The organism is Zobellella denitrificans (assembly GCF_002237365.1).
Taxonomy (GTDB): Bacteria; Pseudomonadota; Gammaproteobacteria; order Enterobacterales; family Aeromonadaceae; genus Oceanimonas; species Oceanimonas denitrificans.
In genome coordinates this window covers 12,232-27,880 of record NZ_NMUO01000049.1, presented here as the reverse complement: position 1 = coordinate 27,880, position 15,649 = coordinate 12,232, and the positions used below count along the sequence as shown (strand labels likewise).

Below are 15,649 nucleotides of genomic sequence, written 5' to 3'. Positions count from 1 at the left end.
TTTTCACGTAGTCGGCGTGGCCGGGGCAGTCAACGTGCGCGTAGTGACGGATTTCGGTGTCATACTCGACGTGGGAAGCGGCGATGGTGATACCACGGGCTTTTTCTTCCGGAGCGTTGTCGATCTGATCGAACGCGCGGGCAGCGCCACCAAACTTCTTGGCCAGGACGTTGGTGATGGCAGCGGTCAGGGTCGTTTTACCGTGGTCAACGTGGCCGATGGTACCAACGTTAACGTGCGGTTTTGTACGTTCAAATTTTTCTTTAGACATGCTCGTCCCTCTAACTGGTTGGGTGGTGAGCTATACCACGCGAGTCGCAAGTAGGAAGTATATAACAAAAAAGGCTTGAGGGTGCCTGGGCAAAGAAGTGGTGCTGATACCCAGAATCGAACTGGGGACCTCACCCTTACCAAGGGTGCGCTCTACCATCTGAGCTATATCAGCACTGGAGCGGGCAGCGGGAATCGAACCCGCATCATCAGCTTGGAAGGCTGAGGTAATAGCCATTATACGATGCCCGCGGTTTTCTTTACTTGAACTACCTCAAACCGCTTTTTTCAGTCCCCGCCGGGGCGAACACTGGAAACTGGTGGAGGGGGCTGGATTCGAACCAGCGAAGGCGGAGCCGTCAGATTTACAGTCTGATCCCTTTGGCCACTCGGGAACCCCTCCAGATTTTAAATGGTGCCGGCAGAAGGAGTCGAACCCTCGACCTACTGATTACAAGTCAGTTGCTCTACCAACTGAGCTATGCCGGCACACGAGCGAGGCGAATTCTAGGGCAAGCCGGGCCGCAGATGCAACACCCTGCGCCAAGTTTTTCTCGCGGCCCGCGTCAAGCGCGCAAAAAAACGCCAGCAACCCGCACCACGCCGCCGGGCCGGACCGCGGCTGTGACCAAAGAGGGACCCCGTACCGCCTTGTTCATCCCCACCCCATGGTGTATCGTCGCCGGGCGACTCACAGGACTTTCCGATGAAGATAGACAACTACTCACCCTATCTGGCCTTTTCCCGCGAGACCTGGTCAGAGCTGCGCGACGCGGTGCAACTGCCCCTGAGCGAGGACGAACTCAGGCGCCTGCAGGGGATCAACGACAGGGTGTCCCTGGCCGAGGTGCGGGACATCTACCTGCCCCTGTCCCGCCTGCTCAACCTCTATATCAAGGCCAAGCAGCGGCGCAACCGGGTGCTGGATCAGTTTCTCGGCAAGGAGCCCCATCATGTCCCCTATGTGATCAGCATCGCCGGCTCGGTGGCGGTGGGCAAGAGCACCACCGCCCGCATCCTGCAGGCCCTGCTGGAGCGCTGGCCCCAGCATCCGCGGGTGGCCCTGGTCACCACCGACGGGTTCCTCTATCCCAACCATGTGCTGGAGCAGCGCGGCCTGATGCGCAGAAAGGGCTTTCCCCAGTCCTATGATATCCGCCGCCTGGTCCAGTTCGTGTCCGACATCAAGTCGGGCAAGCCCAGGGTCACGGCCCCCGTCTATTCCCATCTGGTGTACGACATAGTGCCGGATCAGGAGGCGGTGGTGGAGCAGCCGGACATCGTCATCATCGAAGGGCTCAACGTGCTGCAGAGCGGCATGGACTATCCCCACGAGCCGCACCGGGTGTTTGTGTCCGACTTCGTGGACTTCTCCATCTTCGTGGACGCGGACGAACGGCTGCTGAAGACCTGGTATGTGGAGCGCTTCCTCAAGCTGCGCTCGGGCGCCTTCACCGATCCCGACTCCTACTTCCACCACTATGCCCGGCTCAGTGAAGAGGAAGCGGTGACGGTCGCCAGCCGCATCTGGCAGGAGATCAACTACAAGAACCTGAAGCAGAATATCCTGCCCACCAAGGACAGGGCCGAGCTGATCCTCACCAAGGGCAGGGAGCACGAGGTGGAGCAGGTCTGGCTGAAGAAATAAACCGTCAACGCCGTGAAGCATGAAGCGGGAGGGTCACTCCACGCCTCACGCCTCACGATACTTGACCGCCAGCTCCGCGCAACGATATCTCCCCGCCCAAAAAGCGTTTTATCTCGCCATTGTCCAGCTCCAGCAGCAGGGCGCCCTGGTCGTCGATGCCCCGGGCCCGGCCGTGCACCTCCTGCTCCCCCATCAGCACCCGCACCGGCTTGCCGTTGAAGTAATCGAGCCGGTTCCACTGCTCGCGGAAGGCGGCGATGCCCTCCCGTTCGAACAGCGCCAGGTAGCGTTGCAGATAACCGACCAGGGCCACCACCAGGGCATTGCGATCCGCAATCTCGCCCAGTTCGGCCAGCTCGGCCCAGGGCTGGTCGATGCGCGTCTGTTCATCCTTGGGCAGCAGCAGGTTGAGCCCCATGCCGATCACCAGGTGGCAGGGGCCGCCGGCGGTGCCGGACATCTCCACCAGTATGCCCGCCAGCTTGCGGCCGCCCAGGTAGAGATCGTTGGGCCATTTCAGCTGCACCCCCTCGAAGCCCTGGGCTTGCAGGGCCTCCACCACGGCGATACCCACCACCAGGCTGAGCCCCATGGCCGCCGCCATGCCCTGCTCCAGCCGCCAGTACAGACTCAGAATCAGCTGGCCGCCGAAGGGCGACACCCAGTGCCGCCCCCGCCGGCCGCGGCCGGCGGTCTGGCATTCAGCCAGGCAGACGTCCCCCTTTTCCAGCCCGGGAATGGACTCCAGCCAGTGCTGGTTGGTGGAGCCGATCACCGGTACCACCTCGACCCGGGTGGGGGCCAGCTCCCGGCCCAATCGAACCGGATCCAGCAGGCTGAGCGGCACCGCCAGCCGGTAGCCCTTGCCGCTCACGCTGTATACGTCGAGCCCCAGGCGCTTGAGCGCCTGCACGTGCTTGCTCACCGCCGCCCGGCTGACCGACAGCGCCTCACCCAGTTGCTCGCCGGAGTGGAAGTGACCGTCCGCCAGCATGCGCAGCAGGCTTTCCCGCAGCGGCGTCAGTTCAGACATGCCAGCACCTCGTCCAGGTTGCTTTCCCCCCGGGGGCCCATCACGCGCACCTCGGGCTCGAGGCGCACCCCGAACTGCTGTTCCACCCGCTCCCGCACCAGCGCCGCCAGCCGGACGATATCCTCGGCGGTGGCCCCGCCCAAGTTGACCAGCACCAGGGCCTGGTGCTCGTGCACGCCAGCCCCGCCCAGGCGGCAACCCTTGAGGCCGGCCTGGTCGATCAGCCAGCCGGCAGCCAGCTTGATCAGTCCCGGCTCGGCCGGGTACACCGGCAGCGCCGGCCAGGCCAGCTTGAGCGCCTCGGCCTGGGCCTCGCCCACCTTGGGGTTCTTGAAGAAGCTGCCGGCGTTGCCCAACAGGGCCGGATCCGGCAACTTGGATCGGCGGGTGGCGCATACCTGCTCGAAGATTTGCGCCGGACTGGCCGCCTCCCCCAGCGCCGCCAGGGGGCCATAGCCCAGCACCGGCCGCCAGTCCTTGGGCAGGCGCAGGGTAAGGCTCAGGATCAGGTGTCGACGGGCGGCGTGCTTGAACACGCTGTCCCGGTAGCCGAAGGCGCAGTCGGCCGCCGGCCAGTGACGGATCTCGCCGCTGTCCCAGTCGAAGCTTTCCACCGACTCGCAAAACTGCGCCAGCTCGATCCCGTAGGCGCCGATGTTCTGGATGGGGGCGGCGCCCACGGTGCCCGGGATCAGGGCCAGGTTTTCCAGTCCCGGCATGTCCCGCTCCAGGGTATGGCACACCAGCCCGTGCCAGCTCTCCCCGCCTTCGGCCCGCACCAGCCAGGCATCGCCGGCATCGGTCACGGTGATGCCCCGCAGCCGGTTGACCAGCACGGTGCCCTCGAAGGGCGCGGTGAACAGCAGGTTGGAGCCCTCCCCCACGAAGAGGGGAAGCGCTTCCCGCAATGACCGCCACAATTCTGGCAGCTGGCTGCGCCGCTCCAGCACCAGCAGGGTGCGGGCGTGCTGGGCCAGGCCGAAGGTGTTGAAGGGAAGAAGGGAAACCGGGCTCGTCGACATGATGGCATATCCTGAATAAAGGCGGCCCCAGTGTACCTCAAGACGACGGCCGGGTTAACCGGCCGCTCGTCCGCACCATCTTTGCCCGGGAGTAAAAGTCATTTACCGGCCGCAGGCTAAAGCCGTCTTGATCCCACCGCCGTTTTGACCTGAAATCGAACTCCCTTTCGTCAACCGCGGCTGGAGCATGATGAGCAAGCAGCAAAGCACCCAACTGATCCGGGATTATTACCAGGCATTCAACAACGGCGACATGGAGGCCTTCCTCGGCCTGCTGAGCGACGAGGTGGCCCACGACATCAACCAGGGCGGACGGGAAACTGGCAAGGCCGCCTTCGCCGACTTCATGGCGCGCATGAACCGCCACTACCGGGAGCAGCTGACCGACATCCAGATCCTGGTCAGCGAGGACGGCAGCCGGGCCGCCGCCGAATTCGTGGTGCTGGGGGAATACCTGCACACGGATCAGGGACTGCCCGAGGCCCGCGGCCAGCGCTACCGGCTGCCGGCCGGCGCCTTCTTCGAGATCCGGGACAACAGGGTGGCGCGGATCAGCAACTACTACAACCTGAACGACTGGATAGCCCAGGTCGGCGGATGAACGGCTCCCTCCGCCTACTGGCGGCCAGGGGCGCCGAGCTGGCCCCCTGGCTCAATGCCCTGGCCGAATTGCGCATCCGGGTGTTCCGGGACTATCCCTACCTCTACGACGGCAGCCTGGAATACGAGATGGCCTATCTCGCCCCTTACCTGCAGTGCGAGGACAGCCTCTGCCTGCTGGCCCTGGACGGCGATCGGGTGGTGGGCGCCTCCACCGGCCTGCCCCTGGCCCGGGAGGTGGACGAATTCCAGGCGCCCTTCCTGGCCCGGGGTGTGGCGGTGGAGGACATCTTCTACTGCGCCGAGTCGGTGCTGCTACCGGACTACAGGGGCAGGGGCCTGTACCGTGCCTTCTTCGCAGGACGGGAAGCCCATGCCAAGCACCTGGGCTTTGCCCAAGCCGCCTTCTGCGCCGTGGTGCGCCCCGAGGATCACCCCCTGAAGCCGGCCGGCTACCGCCCCCTCACCACTATCTGGGCCCGTTTCGGCTACCACCCCGTCCCCGGACTGGACACCCGGTTCCGTTGGAAGGACAGGGACCAGGCGGACGAAACCGACAAGCCCATGCAGTTCTATCTCAAGTCCCTGGAGGCGTAGCCATGACCCCTGCCCTCACCCTCGCCAGCGCCCAGTATCCCATCGAGTTTCTCGGCAGTTGGGCGCGCTTCGAGCAGAAGCTGGATCGGCTGCTGGAAGAGGCCCTCGACCAGGGCGCCAACTTCCTGTTGCTGCCGGAATACTTTTCCATGGAGCTGGCCTCCCTGTTCGACGAGGCCGTCTACCGCTCCCTGCAGCACCAGCTGGAGGCCCTGCAGGCGCTGCTGCCCGGCTTTCTCGGCTATTTTTCCCGCCGGGCCCGGCGCCACGGCCTGCATATCCTGGCCGGCACCTTCCCGGTGCGGCGGCCAGACGGCCGCTACGTCAACCGGGCCCATCTGTTCCGCCCCGACGGCGGCCACGACTGGCAGGACAAGCTGCAGATGACCCGCTTCGAGCGGGAACAGTGGGGCATAGAACCGGGCGAAACCATCAAGGTGCTGGACACCGCCTTCGGCAAGGTGGGGGTCGCCGTCTGCTACGACAGCGAATTCCCGCTCATCGTGCGCCGGCAGGTGGAGGCCGGCGCCCGGCTGATCCTGGTGCCCAGTTGCACCGACACCGAAGCCGGCTTCAACCGGGTCAGGATCGGCAGCCAGGCCCGAGCCCTGGAGAACCAGTGCTTCGTGGCCCAGTCCCCCACCATAGGGCAGGCGCCCTGGTCGGAGGCGGTGGACGTCAACACCGGCCGGGCCGCCGTCTACAGCCCGGTGGATTACGGCTATCCCGCCGACGGCGTGCTGGCCATGGGCCAGGCCGACCAGCCCGGCTGGGTGCTGGCCCGGCTGGATCTCGACGCCCTGGAACGGGTGCGCACCCAGGGCCAGGTGTTCAACCACAGAGACTGGGACGGCCAGCTTCGGCTCTAGAGCGCCGATCAGTTTAAAAATCGGCCAATCAGCTATTTGTTGTCTGTTGCAACGTAGATAAGAGTCAACAGGGCCACCTCCGCCGACACGCCGCAAGTACGTCCCTGTAGGCTCGCACCTGCCATCCCTGGCAGGTGACGGTCGGCGGAGGCCATCCCTGTTGCCTCTTCCAAGCTCCGGCGCCGTCTGAAGGTGGTGCCAACAGGCGGCAGCGGGGGCGATAGGGAGGACAAAGAGCGCTGCTCCGCCGGCCCTCCGCGCCAGGGAGGGCGCGGCGGAGCCCCCCAGGGATGGGTCCACGGCGTGCCGGAGGAGGAGTGCCCTTTGGCCGACAGCCTGCGTCTCGTCAGAAGCCATCGACGCCTCCGACAAAGGGGTAAAACTTAGGCGGTACCGACTCTTGGGGCGCGGCCCGCCCGCATGAGGGTGGCACCGAGCTGCTGTAGATGCCGCTGTAGATGCCGCTTTAGCTGGCATGAGCCGGCACAAACCGGCACAAACCGTGCGGGCAAGGATGCCCAATTTCCGCATTCCCCGCCCTTTGCAGGTTTGCGCCACGTGAACGGGCACCTACAGGTGAGATATCGCACTGCTCACGTTTTAAACTGATCGGTGCTCTAGGCCTTTCTACTCCGCCAGGAAGGCCTGCACCTCGTCCGCCGCGATGGCGAAGTTGAAGTGGCCCCCCGCCTGCACGCCCTTGGTGGTGATGCCGAGCAGCCGCCCCTCCGCATCGAACAGGGCGCCCCCCGAGGAGCCATAGGTCACGGGGGCGGTGGTCTGGATAAGCCGCACCCCCTGCTCCCTTCTCAGGGCCGAGACGATGCCTTCGGTCAGGGTCTTGTCAAAGCCCGCCGGGGCTCCTATGGCGAAGACCCGCTCCCCGACCCGGATGCTGTCGTAGGCCCTGATGCCACGAGTGAAGACAAGCTCCTGGCTGGGCTCCACCAGCTCGAGCAAGGCCAGATCGCGCACGGGATCCGTCCTGACCACCCGCCACAGCAGCACGTCGCTCTCCCGCACGGCCTCGCCCCCGGCGTCGATACTGACGGGAACGCCGCCGCCGACCACCAGGTGATGATTGGTCACGGCCCGAAACTTATCGATGGCGATGGCCGAGCCCAGGCTGAGCGGCCTGATCTCGCCGCTCCGCTGTTCGTAGACGGTGATCTTGTAGATGCTGGACTTATGCCGCTCATAGAGGGCAATCGCCGCCTGGGAGGCGCTCTCCTCCTGAGGCAGGGCCGGCGCCGCGCCGCCCACGGCCTGGACGGGGGCGGCGACCAGGGACGGAGGATCGGCTAACCGCGCCAGGGCGCGGCCACACTCCGCCAGGCCCTGATCGGCACAGGCCCGGTAGTGTGCCAGGGCTTTCTGCCGGTGCTGGTACGCCGCGCCATGCTCACCCTGATAGATGCCGCCCAGCCGCAGGTGAGCCTGGGGGCTCCACACCGGATCCGGACCGCCGGCCGCCCGACCGTACCAGAGGATGGCCTGCTCCATGTCGCGCTCCGTGCCCCGGCCCTCGAGATACATCCCGGCCACCACAAACTGGGCTCTGGGAGAAGCCTGGATCTGCGCCGCCCGGAGGTACTGCTGAAAGGCCCGGGCATCATCCCCCTGCCGCTCGGCGTTGTATGCCTCCTGCAGCCGGGCCTCCTCCGCCATCTGGCAGCCGCCCAGCAGCAGGAAGAAAAGGATGAGCCACGGTCGTTTCATGTCCATGCTCCCGAGAGATACCGCAGGGGAGCCTAGCCCGGCCCCAAAACCTAAGCATAGCAGCGGGGGCCCGCGCTCAGCTCCCCTTGCCGGCACGGCGGCCCCGTCCACTCCTGCCGCGCCCGCCGGCCCGGCGCGGCCTGGCGGCGGGCGTGGCCTTCAGCCCCCGGAAGCCGGCGGGGCTGACCTGGCTCATCAGGGTCGGCAGCGCCGCCTCCAGCTCCGCCATAAAGGCCTGGTAGCTGCCTTCCTTGCGGCTGATGGCATCCAGCGCCGCCTCCCAGCGGGCGGTCATGTCCGGGGTGCTGGCCGCCTCGGGCAGGCTGGCGATCAGTTGCCGGCCCGCTTCGGTGGCGCGGATCTGCCTGCCCTCCCGGCACAGGAAACCGCGGCCGAACAGCAGCTCGATGATGCCGGCCCGGGTCGCCTCGGTGCCCAGGCCGTCGGTCTCGCGCAGTATCTTCTTGAGTCCGGGATCGGTGACGTAGCGGGCGATGTGGGTCATGGCCGACAGCAGGGTGGCGTCGGTGAAGTAGCGGGGCGGCTGGGTCAGCTTGTCGAGCAGCTCACCCTCCAGGCACAGCAGTTCATCGCCCTCCCGCAGCTCAGGCAGGGCGGCTTGCAGCTCGGGATCCTCCTCCGGCTCGCGCTGGTCGGGCTTGGCGAAGAGCGCCTTCCAGCCCGGCGCCACCTGCTGTCGGGCCCGGGCCAGGAAGCGGCCGCCGGCGATCTCGAGCTCCAGTTGCCGATCGTCGTATTGCCAGTGGGGGTAGAACTGGGCCAGGTACTGGCGGGCGATCAGATGATAGATGTGGCGCTCGGTGGCGGACAGCCGGTCGCCGTCCATGGTCCGGGCGGTGGGGATGATGGCGTGATGGGCCTCCACCTTCTTGTCGTCCCAGGCCTTGCCGCGCCGGGCCAGATCCGCCCCCGCCAGGGCCGGCGCCAGCTCGGGGCAGACCCGGGCCAGGGCCCCGGTCACGGCGCCGGCCTGGGGGAAATGTTCTTCCGGCAGGTAGCGGCAGTCGGAACGGGGATAGGTGATCAGCTTGTGCCGCTCGTACAGGGCCTGGCAGGTGTCGAGCACCTGCTGGGCACTGAGTCCAAAGCGACGGGCGGCGTCTATCTGCAGGGCCGAGAGGTTGTAGGGCAGCGGCGGCGCCTGCCGCTGGCGCTGCCGCTCGGCCCGGAGCACCCGCCCCGGCTGGCCGGTGATGCGCCGGATCACGTTTTCCGCCAGGGCCCGGGACAGCACCCGGCCCTCCTCGTCCTGCCAGGGCTGGCAGGCCTCGCTCGGCTGCCACTTGGCCTTGACCCGCTCGCCGCCTTCGGTCTGCAGCAGGGCCAGCACCTCGTAGTAGGCTCTGGGCTCGAAGGCGTCTATCTCCCGATCCCGCCGCACCACCAGCCCCAGCACCGGGGTCTGCACCCGCCCCACCGACAGCACTCCCTGGTAACCCTGGCTCCGCCCCGCGATGGTGCACAACCGGCTCATGTTGATGCCGTAGAGCCAGTCGGCCCGGGAACGGGCCAGGGCAGATACCGACAGGGGCACGAAATCGCGGTTGGGCCTGAGGCTCTCCAGCGCCCGCCGCACCGCCGCCGGGTTGAGATCGCTGATCAGGCAGCGCCGCACCGCCTCCCGCCGGGTGGCGGGCACGCCGCAGAAACGGATCACCTCGTCCACCAGCAACTGCCCTTCCCGGTCCGGATCCCCGGCGTGGACGATGGCGTCCGCCTCCTTCAGCAGCCTTTTCAGCACCGCCAGCTGGCTGCGGGTCTTGGCCTTGGCCTCGAGCTTCCACTCCCGGGGAATGATGGGCAGGTGCTCCCGCCGCCACTGCTTGAAGGCGGGATCATAGGCATCGGGCTGGGCCTGCTCCAGCAGGTGGCCGATGCACCAGCTGACCACGTCGCCATTGCCCAGGCGGATAAACCCCTCCCCCTTGTGGTGGGGCTTGGGCAGCACCTCGGCCAGGGCCCGGCCCAGGCTGGGTTTTTCGGCGATATAGAGGATCATGGCGGCACTGAACAACTGTATGTATGCACAGGGTAGCAGCCGGCCCCGGCCGGCTCAATAATCCCCGTGCAGCAAGAAGTCGTCCATGGCCTCCACCAGGTAGGGCCAGTCGGCCTCGGGCACCGGCGTGGCCGGGTCTTCCTCGCCCTCGCCGTACTCGTCCCAGTAGTGGGCGCGCAGGGCCAGGGGAAAGTCGCCGTAGTCCTCGGCCAGGGCCCGCAGCGACCCGAACCAGAGGATGCGGGTCAGGCCGGCGGTGAGATCGTTGAGGTATTCCACCAGAGTCTCGGGGTCGGGGAACTGTTCCATCAGCAGCTCAAAGCGCTCCCGGGCCGCGGCGGTCTGGTCGGGATCCAGCTCGCCCAGCTCGGCCACATGGTACAGGTAGTCCTGCAGCAGGTAATGGCGGGCCTGCTCCTCGCCGGACAGCCACTGGCAGCGGGTTTCCTTGCGGCTGATCACCGACAGGGCCACCCCCTCGTCGAGAAAGCACAGTGCCCACAACTGATCGTCCATTCGCTACTCCGGAGCTTGATTGAAAGGGCCGCAGTGTAGCCTAAAGCGCGCCGCGCCGGTATGCCCCCCGCCACCAGCGGGCGAACTTGTCCCGCCGCCACCACAGCAGCGCCAGGCTGAGGCCCAGATAGATGGCGGGCTCCAGCCAGCCGGACTTGACCGCCCACCAGAAATGCACCGGCACCAGCAGCGCCGCCAGGTAGATACCGTTGTGCAGTTGTTGCCAGCGTCGGCCCAGCCGCCGCTGCCAGCCCTGGGTGGAGGTAGCCGCCAGCAACAGCAGGACCAGCCAGGCCGCCATGCCCAGGGTGATAAAGCCACGCTCGATGATTTCGGCGCCGATCTGGCCCCAGGCCAATTGCAGATCCAGCACCAGCCACACCAGCAGGTGCAGGCTGGCATAGGCGAAGCACCAGAGCCCCAGCGGCCGCCGCAGCCGGATCAGCCAGCCCGCCCTCAGCCCCTTGGCCAGGGGCGAGACACACAGGGTCAGCAGCAGCAGGCGCAGGGCCCAGTCCCCCAGGTACTGCAGCAATTCGGGCACCGGGTCGGCGCTGAAGCGGCCGGCGGCCAGGGCCCAGGGCAGCCACAGCAGCGGCAGGGCGGCCCCCAGTTGCAGGGCCGCCTTCAGCCAGGGCAGTGAGTTCGGGTTCAGTCGCATCAGTAGAAAGCCTTCAAATCCATGCCCCGGTAAAGGGACGCCACCTCTTCCTCATAGCCGTTGAACATCAAGGTCGGCTGGCGCGTACTGCCGAACAGGCCACCCTCGCCGATGACCCGCTCGGTCGCCTGGCTCCAGCGCGGATGGTCGACGGTCGGATTGACGTTGGCGTAGAAACCGTATTCGTGGGCCGCCAGCCGGTTCCAGGTGGTGGGCGGCTCCTGCTCGGTCAGCCGGATGCGGACGATCGACTTGATGCCCTTGAAGCCGTATTTCCATGGCACCACCAGCCGCACCGGGGCGCCGTTCTGGGGCGGCAGCGTCTTGCCGTACATGCCCACCGTCAGCAGGGTCAGGGGATGCATGGCTTCGTCCAGGCGCAAGCCTTCCACGTAGGGGTAATCGATGCCACCCCCCACGAAGCGGGACGCCTGGCCACGCATCTGTTCGGGGTCGTAGAGCGTTTCAAAGGCCACGTATTTGGCCCTGGAGCTGGGCTCGGCGGCGTTGATGATGTCGGCCAAAGGCACGCCCAGCCAGGGGATCACCATGGACCAGGCTTCCACGCAGCGGTGCCGGTAGATGCGCTCCTCCAGCCGCTGCCGCTCGATCCAGGCCCAGACATCCAGGGTCCGGGGCCTGGCCACCTCCCCTTCGATGACCAGGGTCCAGGGGCGGGTCTTGAAATCCTGGGCATGGCGGGCCGGATCCGATTTGTCGGTGCCGAATTCGTAGAAGTTGTTGTAGCTGGTGGCGACCTTCTCGGCGGTCAGCGGCAGCGCGGGGCGGTAGGCGGCGGGTTGGTCGAACTCGAGCGGCAGGGTCCTGGCCCCCTGCTGCGGGTCATCGTCCAGCAGGTTGCCGAGCAGGCCGGCATGGGCGGGGCCGCTCAGGGCGGCGGCGCCGAGCCCCAGTCCCAGGCCTTGCAGGATCCGGCGGCGGTCGCGATACACCGCCTCCGGGGTGACCTGATGTTCGGACAGGGCCGATTTCTTCTTGATGTTGATCCGCATATGGCTCTCTGTGTTCATAAGGTTGTATACAAAGAGCCGGACTCCGGCGGAAAAATTTCGTCAGTCGCCCTTGTCCTTGTAGGCACCGGCCTCTATGCCATGGCGGTTGAGCAGCTTGTAGAAATCGGTGCGGTTGCGCCCGGCCAGGGAGGCCGCCTGGGTGACGTTGCCGTCGGTCATGCGCAGCACCTTGTTGAGATAGACCCGCTCGAACTCGGCCCTGGCCTCGTTGAAGGTGGGGAAGTGATCGCTGTTGCCCGCCAGTATGGTCTCGACCAGCTGGGCGCCGATCACCGGGGCCGAAGCCAGCGCCACCGCCTGCTCCACCACGTTGAGCAGTTGCCGCACGTTGCCCGGCCAGCTCGCCGCCGCCAGCATCGCCAGGGCTTCGGGGGCGAAACCGGTCACCTGGGTGGCCTGGCGCTGGCGGATCTGTTCCAGGAAGTGGCGGGCCAGCAGGGGGATGTCTTCGGGCCGCTCGCGCAGCGGCGGCAGCGCCAGGTTGACCACGTTCAGCCGGTAGAAGAGATCCTCGCGAAAGCGTCCCTCCTCCATGGCGGCCACCAGATCCCGGTTGGTGGCGGAGAGGATACGCACGTCGGTCCTGACATTGCGGGTACTGCCGAGCGGGCGTACCTCCTGCTGCTCCAGGGCACGCAGCAACTTGACCTGCAGCGCCGGCGGCATGTCGCCGATCTCGTCCAGGAAGAGGGTGCCGCCATGGGCGGCCAGGAAGATGCCCGGGTGATCGGAGATGGCCCCGGTAAAGGCGCCCTTGACGTGGCCGAACAGCTCCGACTCCAGCAATTGCTCGGGCAGGGCGGCGCAGTTGAGGGCGATAAAAGGATAGTCCCGGCGCGGGCTGGCGTCGTGGATGGCCTTGGCCAGCAGCTCCTTGCCGGCGCCGGAGGGACCGGTGATCAGCACGCTGATGTCGAGCGGCGCGATACGCCGGGCCTGTTCCAGCACCGCCGCCATCGCCGGGCTGCGGGTCAGGATGCTGTGCTGCCAGTCGTCCTCGTCGGCCGGCAGCGACACCGCCAGCGCCTCGTTGATGGTCTTGCGCAGGGCTTCCTTGTCGATGGGCTTGGTCAGGAAGCCGAACACCCCGGAACGGGTGGCGGTCACCGCATCGGTGATGGAGCCGTGGGCGGTCATGATCACCACCGGCAGGCCCACGTGGGCACGCTGGATCCGATCGAACAGGGCCAGGCCGTCCATGCCGTCCATCTTGAGATCGCTCAGCACCAGATCGGGCCTGTCCCGCTCCAGCCACTCCAGCGCCTCGGCCCCGGAGGTGGCGGTACCAACTTCGAAGCCCTCGCTCTTGAGCCGCAGCCCCAGCAACTTCAGCAGGCTGGCATCGTCGTCCACCAGCAGTATCTTGGCTTTACGCTTCATTGGGCCGGCTCTTGGTATCTGCGTTCATTGATCTGCTCGTCGATGGTGGCCAGTTCGTTGAGCTTCTTGGTCAGGCTGTCGACCTGCTGCTGCCGTTCGCCCAGTTGCCGGTTCAGGCTCAGCAGCTCCTGGTTATAGCCCTGATACAGGGAAAAGAACTGCTGCAGGCGGGTGTTGACCCCCGCCGTCCCCTGCCGGAACAGCTGCTGGGCCTGCTGGCGCTGGCCCATGCTGGCCCGGGGATGGCTGAGCCAGAGCGCCAGCCGCAACTGATCCTCGCCCCGGGCGCCCCGCAGCAGCTGCAGCTGGCGCTGGCGCTCAGCCTCGCTGCTGGCCATGACGGTGGCGGCCAGTTGCAGCCAGCCGTGCAGTTCATCGGCGTCGGAGGCCGGGCTCCAGGCCGGCTCCGGCTGCCGCTGATGCGGCAGCGAATAGGGCAGTGAACAACCGGCCAGCACCAGCGCCAGCACACCGCAAAGCCAAACTCTCGTCATTTATGATTCCTTATCCGTACTCTGGGGTAGACACAGTTCAAAACAGACCAGCGCCGTCGTTTCCGTATTCAGGGTCAGCCGCCCACCCATGCTGATGGCCGCCTCCCGGGCGATACTCAGGCCGATGCCGGACCCTTTCAGCACTCCCTTGCGCTCCTGGCTGCCCTGCACGAAGGGTTCGAAGATCCGCTCCCTGTCCTGCTCGGGGATGGGTTGTCCGCTATTGGCGACAGTCAGGCAATAATCCTGCTCCAGGACCCGGGCTTCGATGCGGATCTCGCCCTCTGCATCCCCGTAATTTACCGCATTGGAGATCAGATTATCCAACACCAGCTTGAGCCGGTGCGCATCGGCCAGGGGCGGCTGCTCGTCCAGGGCCAGGCTGACCTTCATCCCCTTGTTCTCTATGGTCAGGCGATGGGCCTCCAGGCTCTGCTCCAGCAGGGGCAGCAAGGCGACCTCTTCCCGGAACACCTGTACCTGCTGCACCCTGTTGTAGTCGAGCAACTGCTCGATCAGCCCCTGCAGGCGGTAGCTGTTGTGCACCAGCAACTCGCAGATCTCCTCCTGCTCGCTGGTAAGCGGACCCGTGACCTTTTCCGCCAGCAGATCGGCCCCTTCCCGCAGGCTCGCCAGCGGCGTCTTCAGCTCGTGGGACAGATGGCGCAGAAACTGCAGTTTCTGGGCTTCCAGCTCGCGCAGCCGCTGGTGCAACCACTGCAACCGCTCCCCCAGCTCCACCAGTTCGGCCGGCCCCCTGATCGGCCGCTCGTCCGGTTCTATTCCCGCCCCCAGGCTCAGGATACGGCGCTCCAACTGGCGCACCGGCCGGATGATTAGATAGGTAAACAGCAGCACCAGCAACAGGCTGGCGCCGCCCAGGGCCGCACTCAGCGCCCACAATTGCTGACGCACCTGTATCACGTGGGAGCGCACCTGCTGGATGCGCACGTCGATCTGCTCCCGGGTCAGTTTGTCCAGGGCCAGGTTGGCGCCGCTGAAGGTGTCGAACACCCCCACCTGCTCGCGGATCTGCTCCCCGTCGGCCTGGGCCAGATCCACCAGGTAGATCAGTTGCTGCTGCAGCTCGCCGGCCAGCGGCCCCGCCTCGATCACCTGCAGCAGGCTCTCCAGCTCCTGCCGGTAGCGTTCCAGCAGGCGCAGGTAGGACAGCCGCAGTTCGGGATTCTCCAGTACCGCATAGCGGCGGATGGTACGCTCCATGTCCAGCGCCAGATCATTCATGTCCGACGCCCGCCGGGTATCCACCACGGCACTTTCGATGCCCTCCTCCGCCAGCTGGATGACCTGTTCCAGGCTGCGGCTGTTCTGGATCACCAGCAGGATCAGCGGTAACAGCACCAGGGTAAAGGCAATCAGCACCAACCTCAGCAGGGAGCGAGGGGCAAACCCCCTGACCGCTTTAGACATCATCCACATACTCGTCGACCACAGAGGGACACAGGATAACAAAAGCGCCGCCGCGCCAGATAAAAAAAACCGGTCGGGAGACGACCGGCATGAAAAGAAGTACAGAATGTGCATCCATGCACGTCCGACACACTCTCGTGCCGCGGGGGCGGCAGTATCAGACAACTTGAGATAGGCAAGTTCCAGGCCAGGACAATAAAACCCTTTTTAATCAACAGATTAAATAAAAAGACGGGCACCCCGCGGATTGAAACCTGTTGCAATAAAGAGACACTTTTAATGGCAATTTTGAAAAGTCATTTATAAACAAAGAGTTGCAATGTCTCTTTTTTAATACAACGGAGCCCGTTTGACG

The 15,649-nt window shown here is 65.8% G+C and carries 15 protein-coding genes and 4 tRNA genes; 4 read left to right on the top strand and 15 right to left on the bottom strand.

Annotation, left to right across the window (positions count from 1 at the left end; translation table 11 throughout):
- The 5 genes from CGX12_RS11590 to CGX12_RS11570 all read right to left on the bottom strand — a co-directional run.
- On the bottom strand, window positions 1-271 hold a 271-nt coding region (locus CGX12_RS11590; RefSeq protein WP_254918276.1), incomplete at its 3' end, for a GTP-binding protein.
- A gap of 98 nt (window positions 272-369) precedes the next feature.
- Window positions 370-445 (bottom strand) — tRNA-Thr (locus CGX12_RS11585).
- 2 nt (window positions 446-447) lie between these two features.
- Window positions 448-522 (bottom strand) — tRNA-Gly (locus tag CGX12_RS11580).
- 66 nt (window positions 523-588) lie between these two features.
- Window positions 589-673, bottom strand: a tRNA-Tyr gene (locus CGX12_RS11575).
- 10 nt (window positions 674-683) lie between these two features.
- Window positions 684-759 (bottom strand) — tRNA-Thr (locus CGX12_RS11570).
- 217 nt (window positions 760-976) lie between these two features.
- On the opposite strand from CGX12_RS11570, the gene coaA reads away from it, so the two are divergent.
- Window positions 977-1,918: a type I pantothenate kinase gene (gene coaA, locus CGX12_RS11565; RefSeq protein ID WP_094040035.1), complete on the top strand. Its 942-nt coding sequence runs from the start codon at window positions 977-979 to the stop codon at window positions 1,916-1,918.
- A 52-nt stretch (window positions 1,919-1,970) separates the two neighbouring features.
- Here the strand turns inward: coaA and birA are convergent, their stop codons facing one another.
- Together birA and murB are read right to left on the bottom strand one after the other, a co-directional pair.
- Entirely contained in the window at window positions 1,971-2,951 is a 981-nt protein-coding gene (birA, locus tag CGX12_RS11560) for a bifunctional biotin--[acetyl-CoA-carboxylase] ligase/biotin operon repressor BirA (protein WP_094040034.1), read from the bottom strand.
- The gene (gene murB / locus CGX12_RS11555) at window positions 2,939-3,973 is read right to left on the bottom strand and encodes a UDP-N-acetylmuramate dehydrogenase (RefSeq protein ID WP_094040033.1); all 1,035 of its coding nucleotides are present in this window, start codon (window positions 3,971-3,973) and stop codon (window positions 2,939-2,941) included. Before murB ends, birA begins: the two co-directional genes overlap by 13 nt.
- Window positions 3,974-4,163: 190 nt before the next feature.
- On the opposite strand from murB, the gene CGX12_RS11550 reads away from it, so the two are divergent.
- The 3 genes from CGX12_RS11550 to CGX12_RS11540 are packed head-to-tail and all read left to right on the top strand — an operon-like array spanning window position 4,164 to window position 6,039.
- Window positions 4,164-4,574 (top strand): ketosteroid isomerase-related protein, encoded by a 411-nt coding sequence (locus tag CGX12_RS11550; RefSeq protein WP_094040032.1) that lies wholly within the window; start codon window positions 4,164-4,166, stop codon window positions 4,572-4,574.
- Complete coding sequence (locus CGX12_RS11545; protein WP_094040031.1) at window positions 4,571-5,170, top strand: GNAT family N-acetyltransferase; 600 nt, start codon at window positions 4,571-4,573, stop codon at window positions 5,168-5,170. The genes CGX12_RS11550 and CGX12_RS11545 overlap by 4 nt, the downstream gene beginning before the upstream one ends.
- Before the next feature lie 2 nt (window positions 5,171-5,172).
- Window positions 5,173-6,039, top strand: coding sequence for a carbon-nitrogen hydrolase family protein (locus tag CGX12_RS11540; protein ID WP_094040030.1), 867 nt, complete (start codon window positions 5,173-5,175; stop codon window positions 6,037-6,039).
- 627 nt (window positions 6,040-6,666) lie between these two features.
- Here the strand turns inward: CGX12_RS11540 and CGX12_RS20100 are convergent.
- From CGX12_RS20100 to CGX12_RS11500, 8 genes are all read right to left on the bottom strand, one after another.
- Window positions 6,667-7,758 carry a tetratricopeptide repeat-containing serine protease family protein gene (locus CGX12_RS20100; protein ID WP_217898166.1) on the bottom strand — a complete coding sequence of 364 codons (1,092 nt, stop codon included), beginning with the start codon at window positions 7,756-7,758 and terminating at the stop codon, window positions 6,667-6,669.
- A 76-nt stretch (window positions 7,759-7,834) separates the two neighbouring features.
- On the bottom strand, window positions 7,835-9,778 hold the full coding sequence (locus CGX12_RS11530) for a DNA topoisomerase III (RefSeq protein ID WP_094040038.1): 1,944 nt from the start codon (window positions 9,776-9,778) through the stop codon (window positions 7,835-7,837).
- 54 nt (window positions 9,779-9,832) lie between these two features.
- Complete coding sequence (locus CGX12_RS11525) at window positions 9,833-10,294, bottom strand: hypothetical protein (protein ID WP_094040029.1); 462 nt, start codon at window positions 10,292-10,294, stop codon at window positions 9,833-9,835.
- 40 nt (window positions 10,295-10,334) lie between these two features.
- Window positions 10,335-10,955 carry a protein-methionine-sulfoxide reductase heme-binding subunit MsrQ gene (gene msrQ, locus CGX12_RS11520; protein ID WP_094040028.1) on the bottom strand — a complete coding sequence of 207 codons (621 nt, stop codon included), beginning with the start codon at window positions 10,953-10,955 and terminating at the stop codon, window positions 10,335-10,337.
- Window positions 10,955-11,968, bottom strand: a complete 1,014-nt coding sequence (msrP, locus tag CGX12_RS11515) for a protein-methionine-sulfoxide reductase catalytic subunit MsrP (protein ID WP_094040027.1) — start codon at window positions 11,966-11,968, stop codon at window positions 10,955-10,957. The genes msrQ and msrP overlap by 1 nt, the downstream gene beginning before the upstream one ends.
- A gap of 60 nt (window positions 11,969-12,028) precedes the next feature.
- Window positions 12,029-13,369 carry a sigma 54-interacting transcriptional regulator gene (locus CGX12_RS11510; RefSeq protein ID WP_094040026.1) on the bottom strand — a complete coding sequence of 447 codons (1,341 nt, stop codon included), beginning with the start codon at window positions 13,367-13,369 and terminating at the stop codon, window positions 12,029-12,031.
- Complete coding sequence (locus CGX12_RS11505; RefSeq protein WP_094040025.1) at window positions 13,366-13,863, bottom strand: hypothetical protein; 498 nt, start codon at window positions 13,861-13,863, stop codon at window positions 13,366-13,368. Before CGX12_RS11505 ends, CGX12_RS11510 begins: the two co-directional genes overlap by 4 nt.
- On the bottom strand, window positions 13,864-15,294 hold the full coding sequence (locus CGX12_RS11500) for a sensor histidine kinase (protein ID WP_094040037.1): 1,431 nt from the start codon (window positions 15,292-15,294) through the stop codon (window positions 13,864-13,866).
- Window positions 15,295-15,649 lie beyond the last annotated feature (355 nt).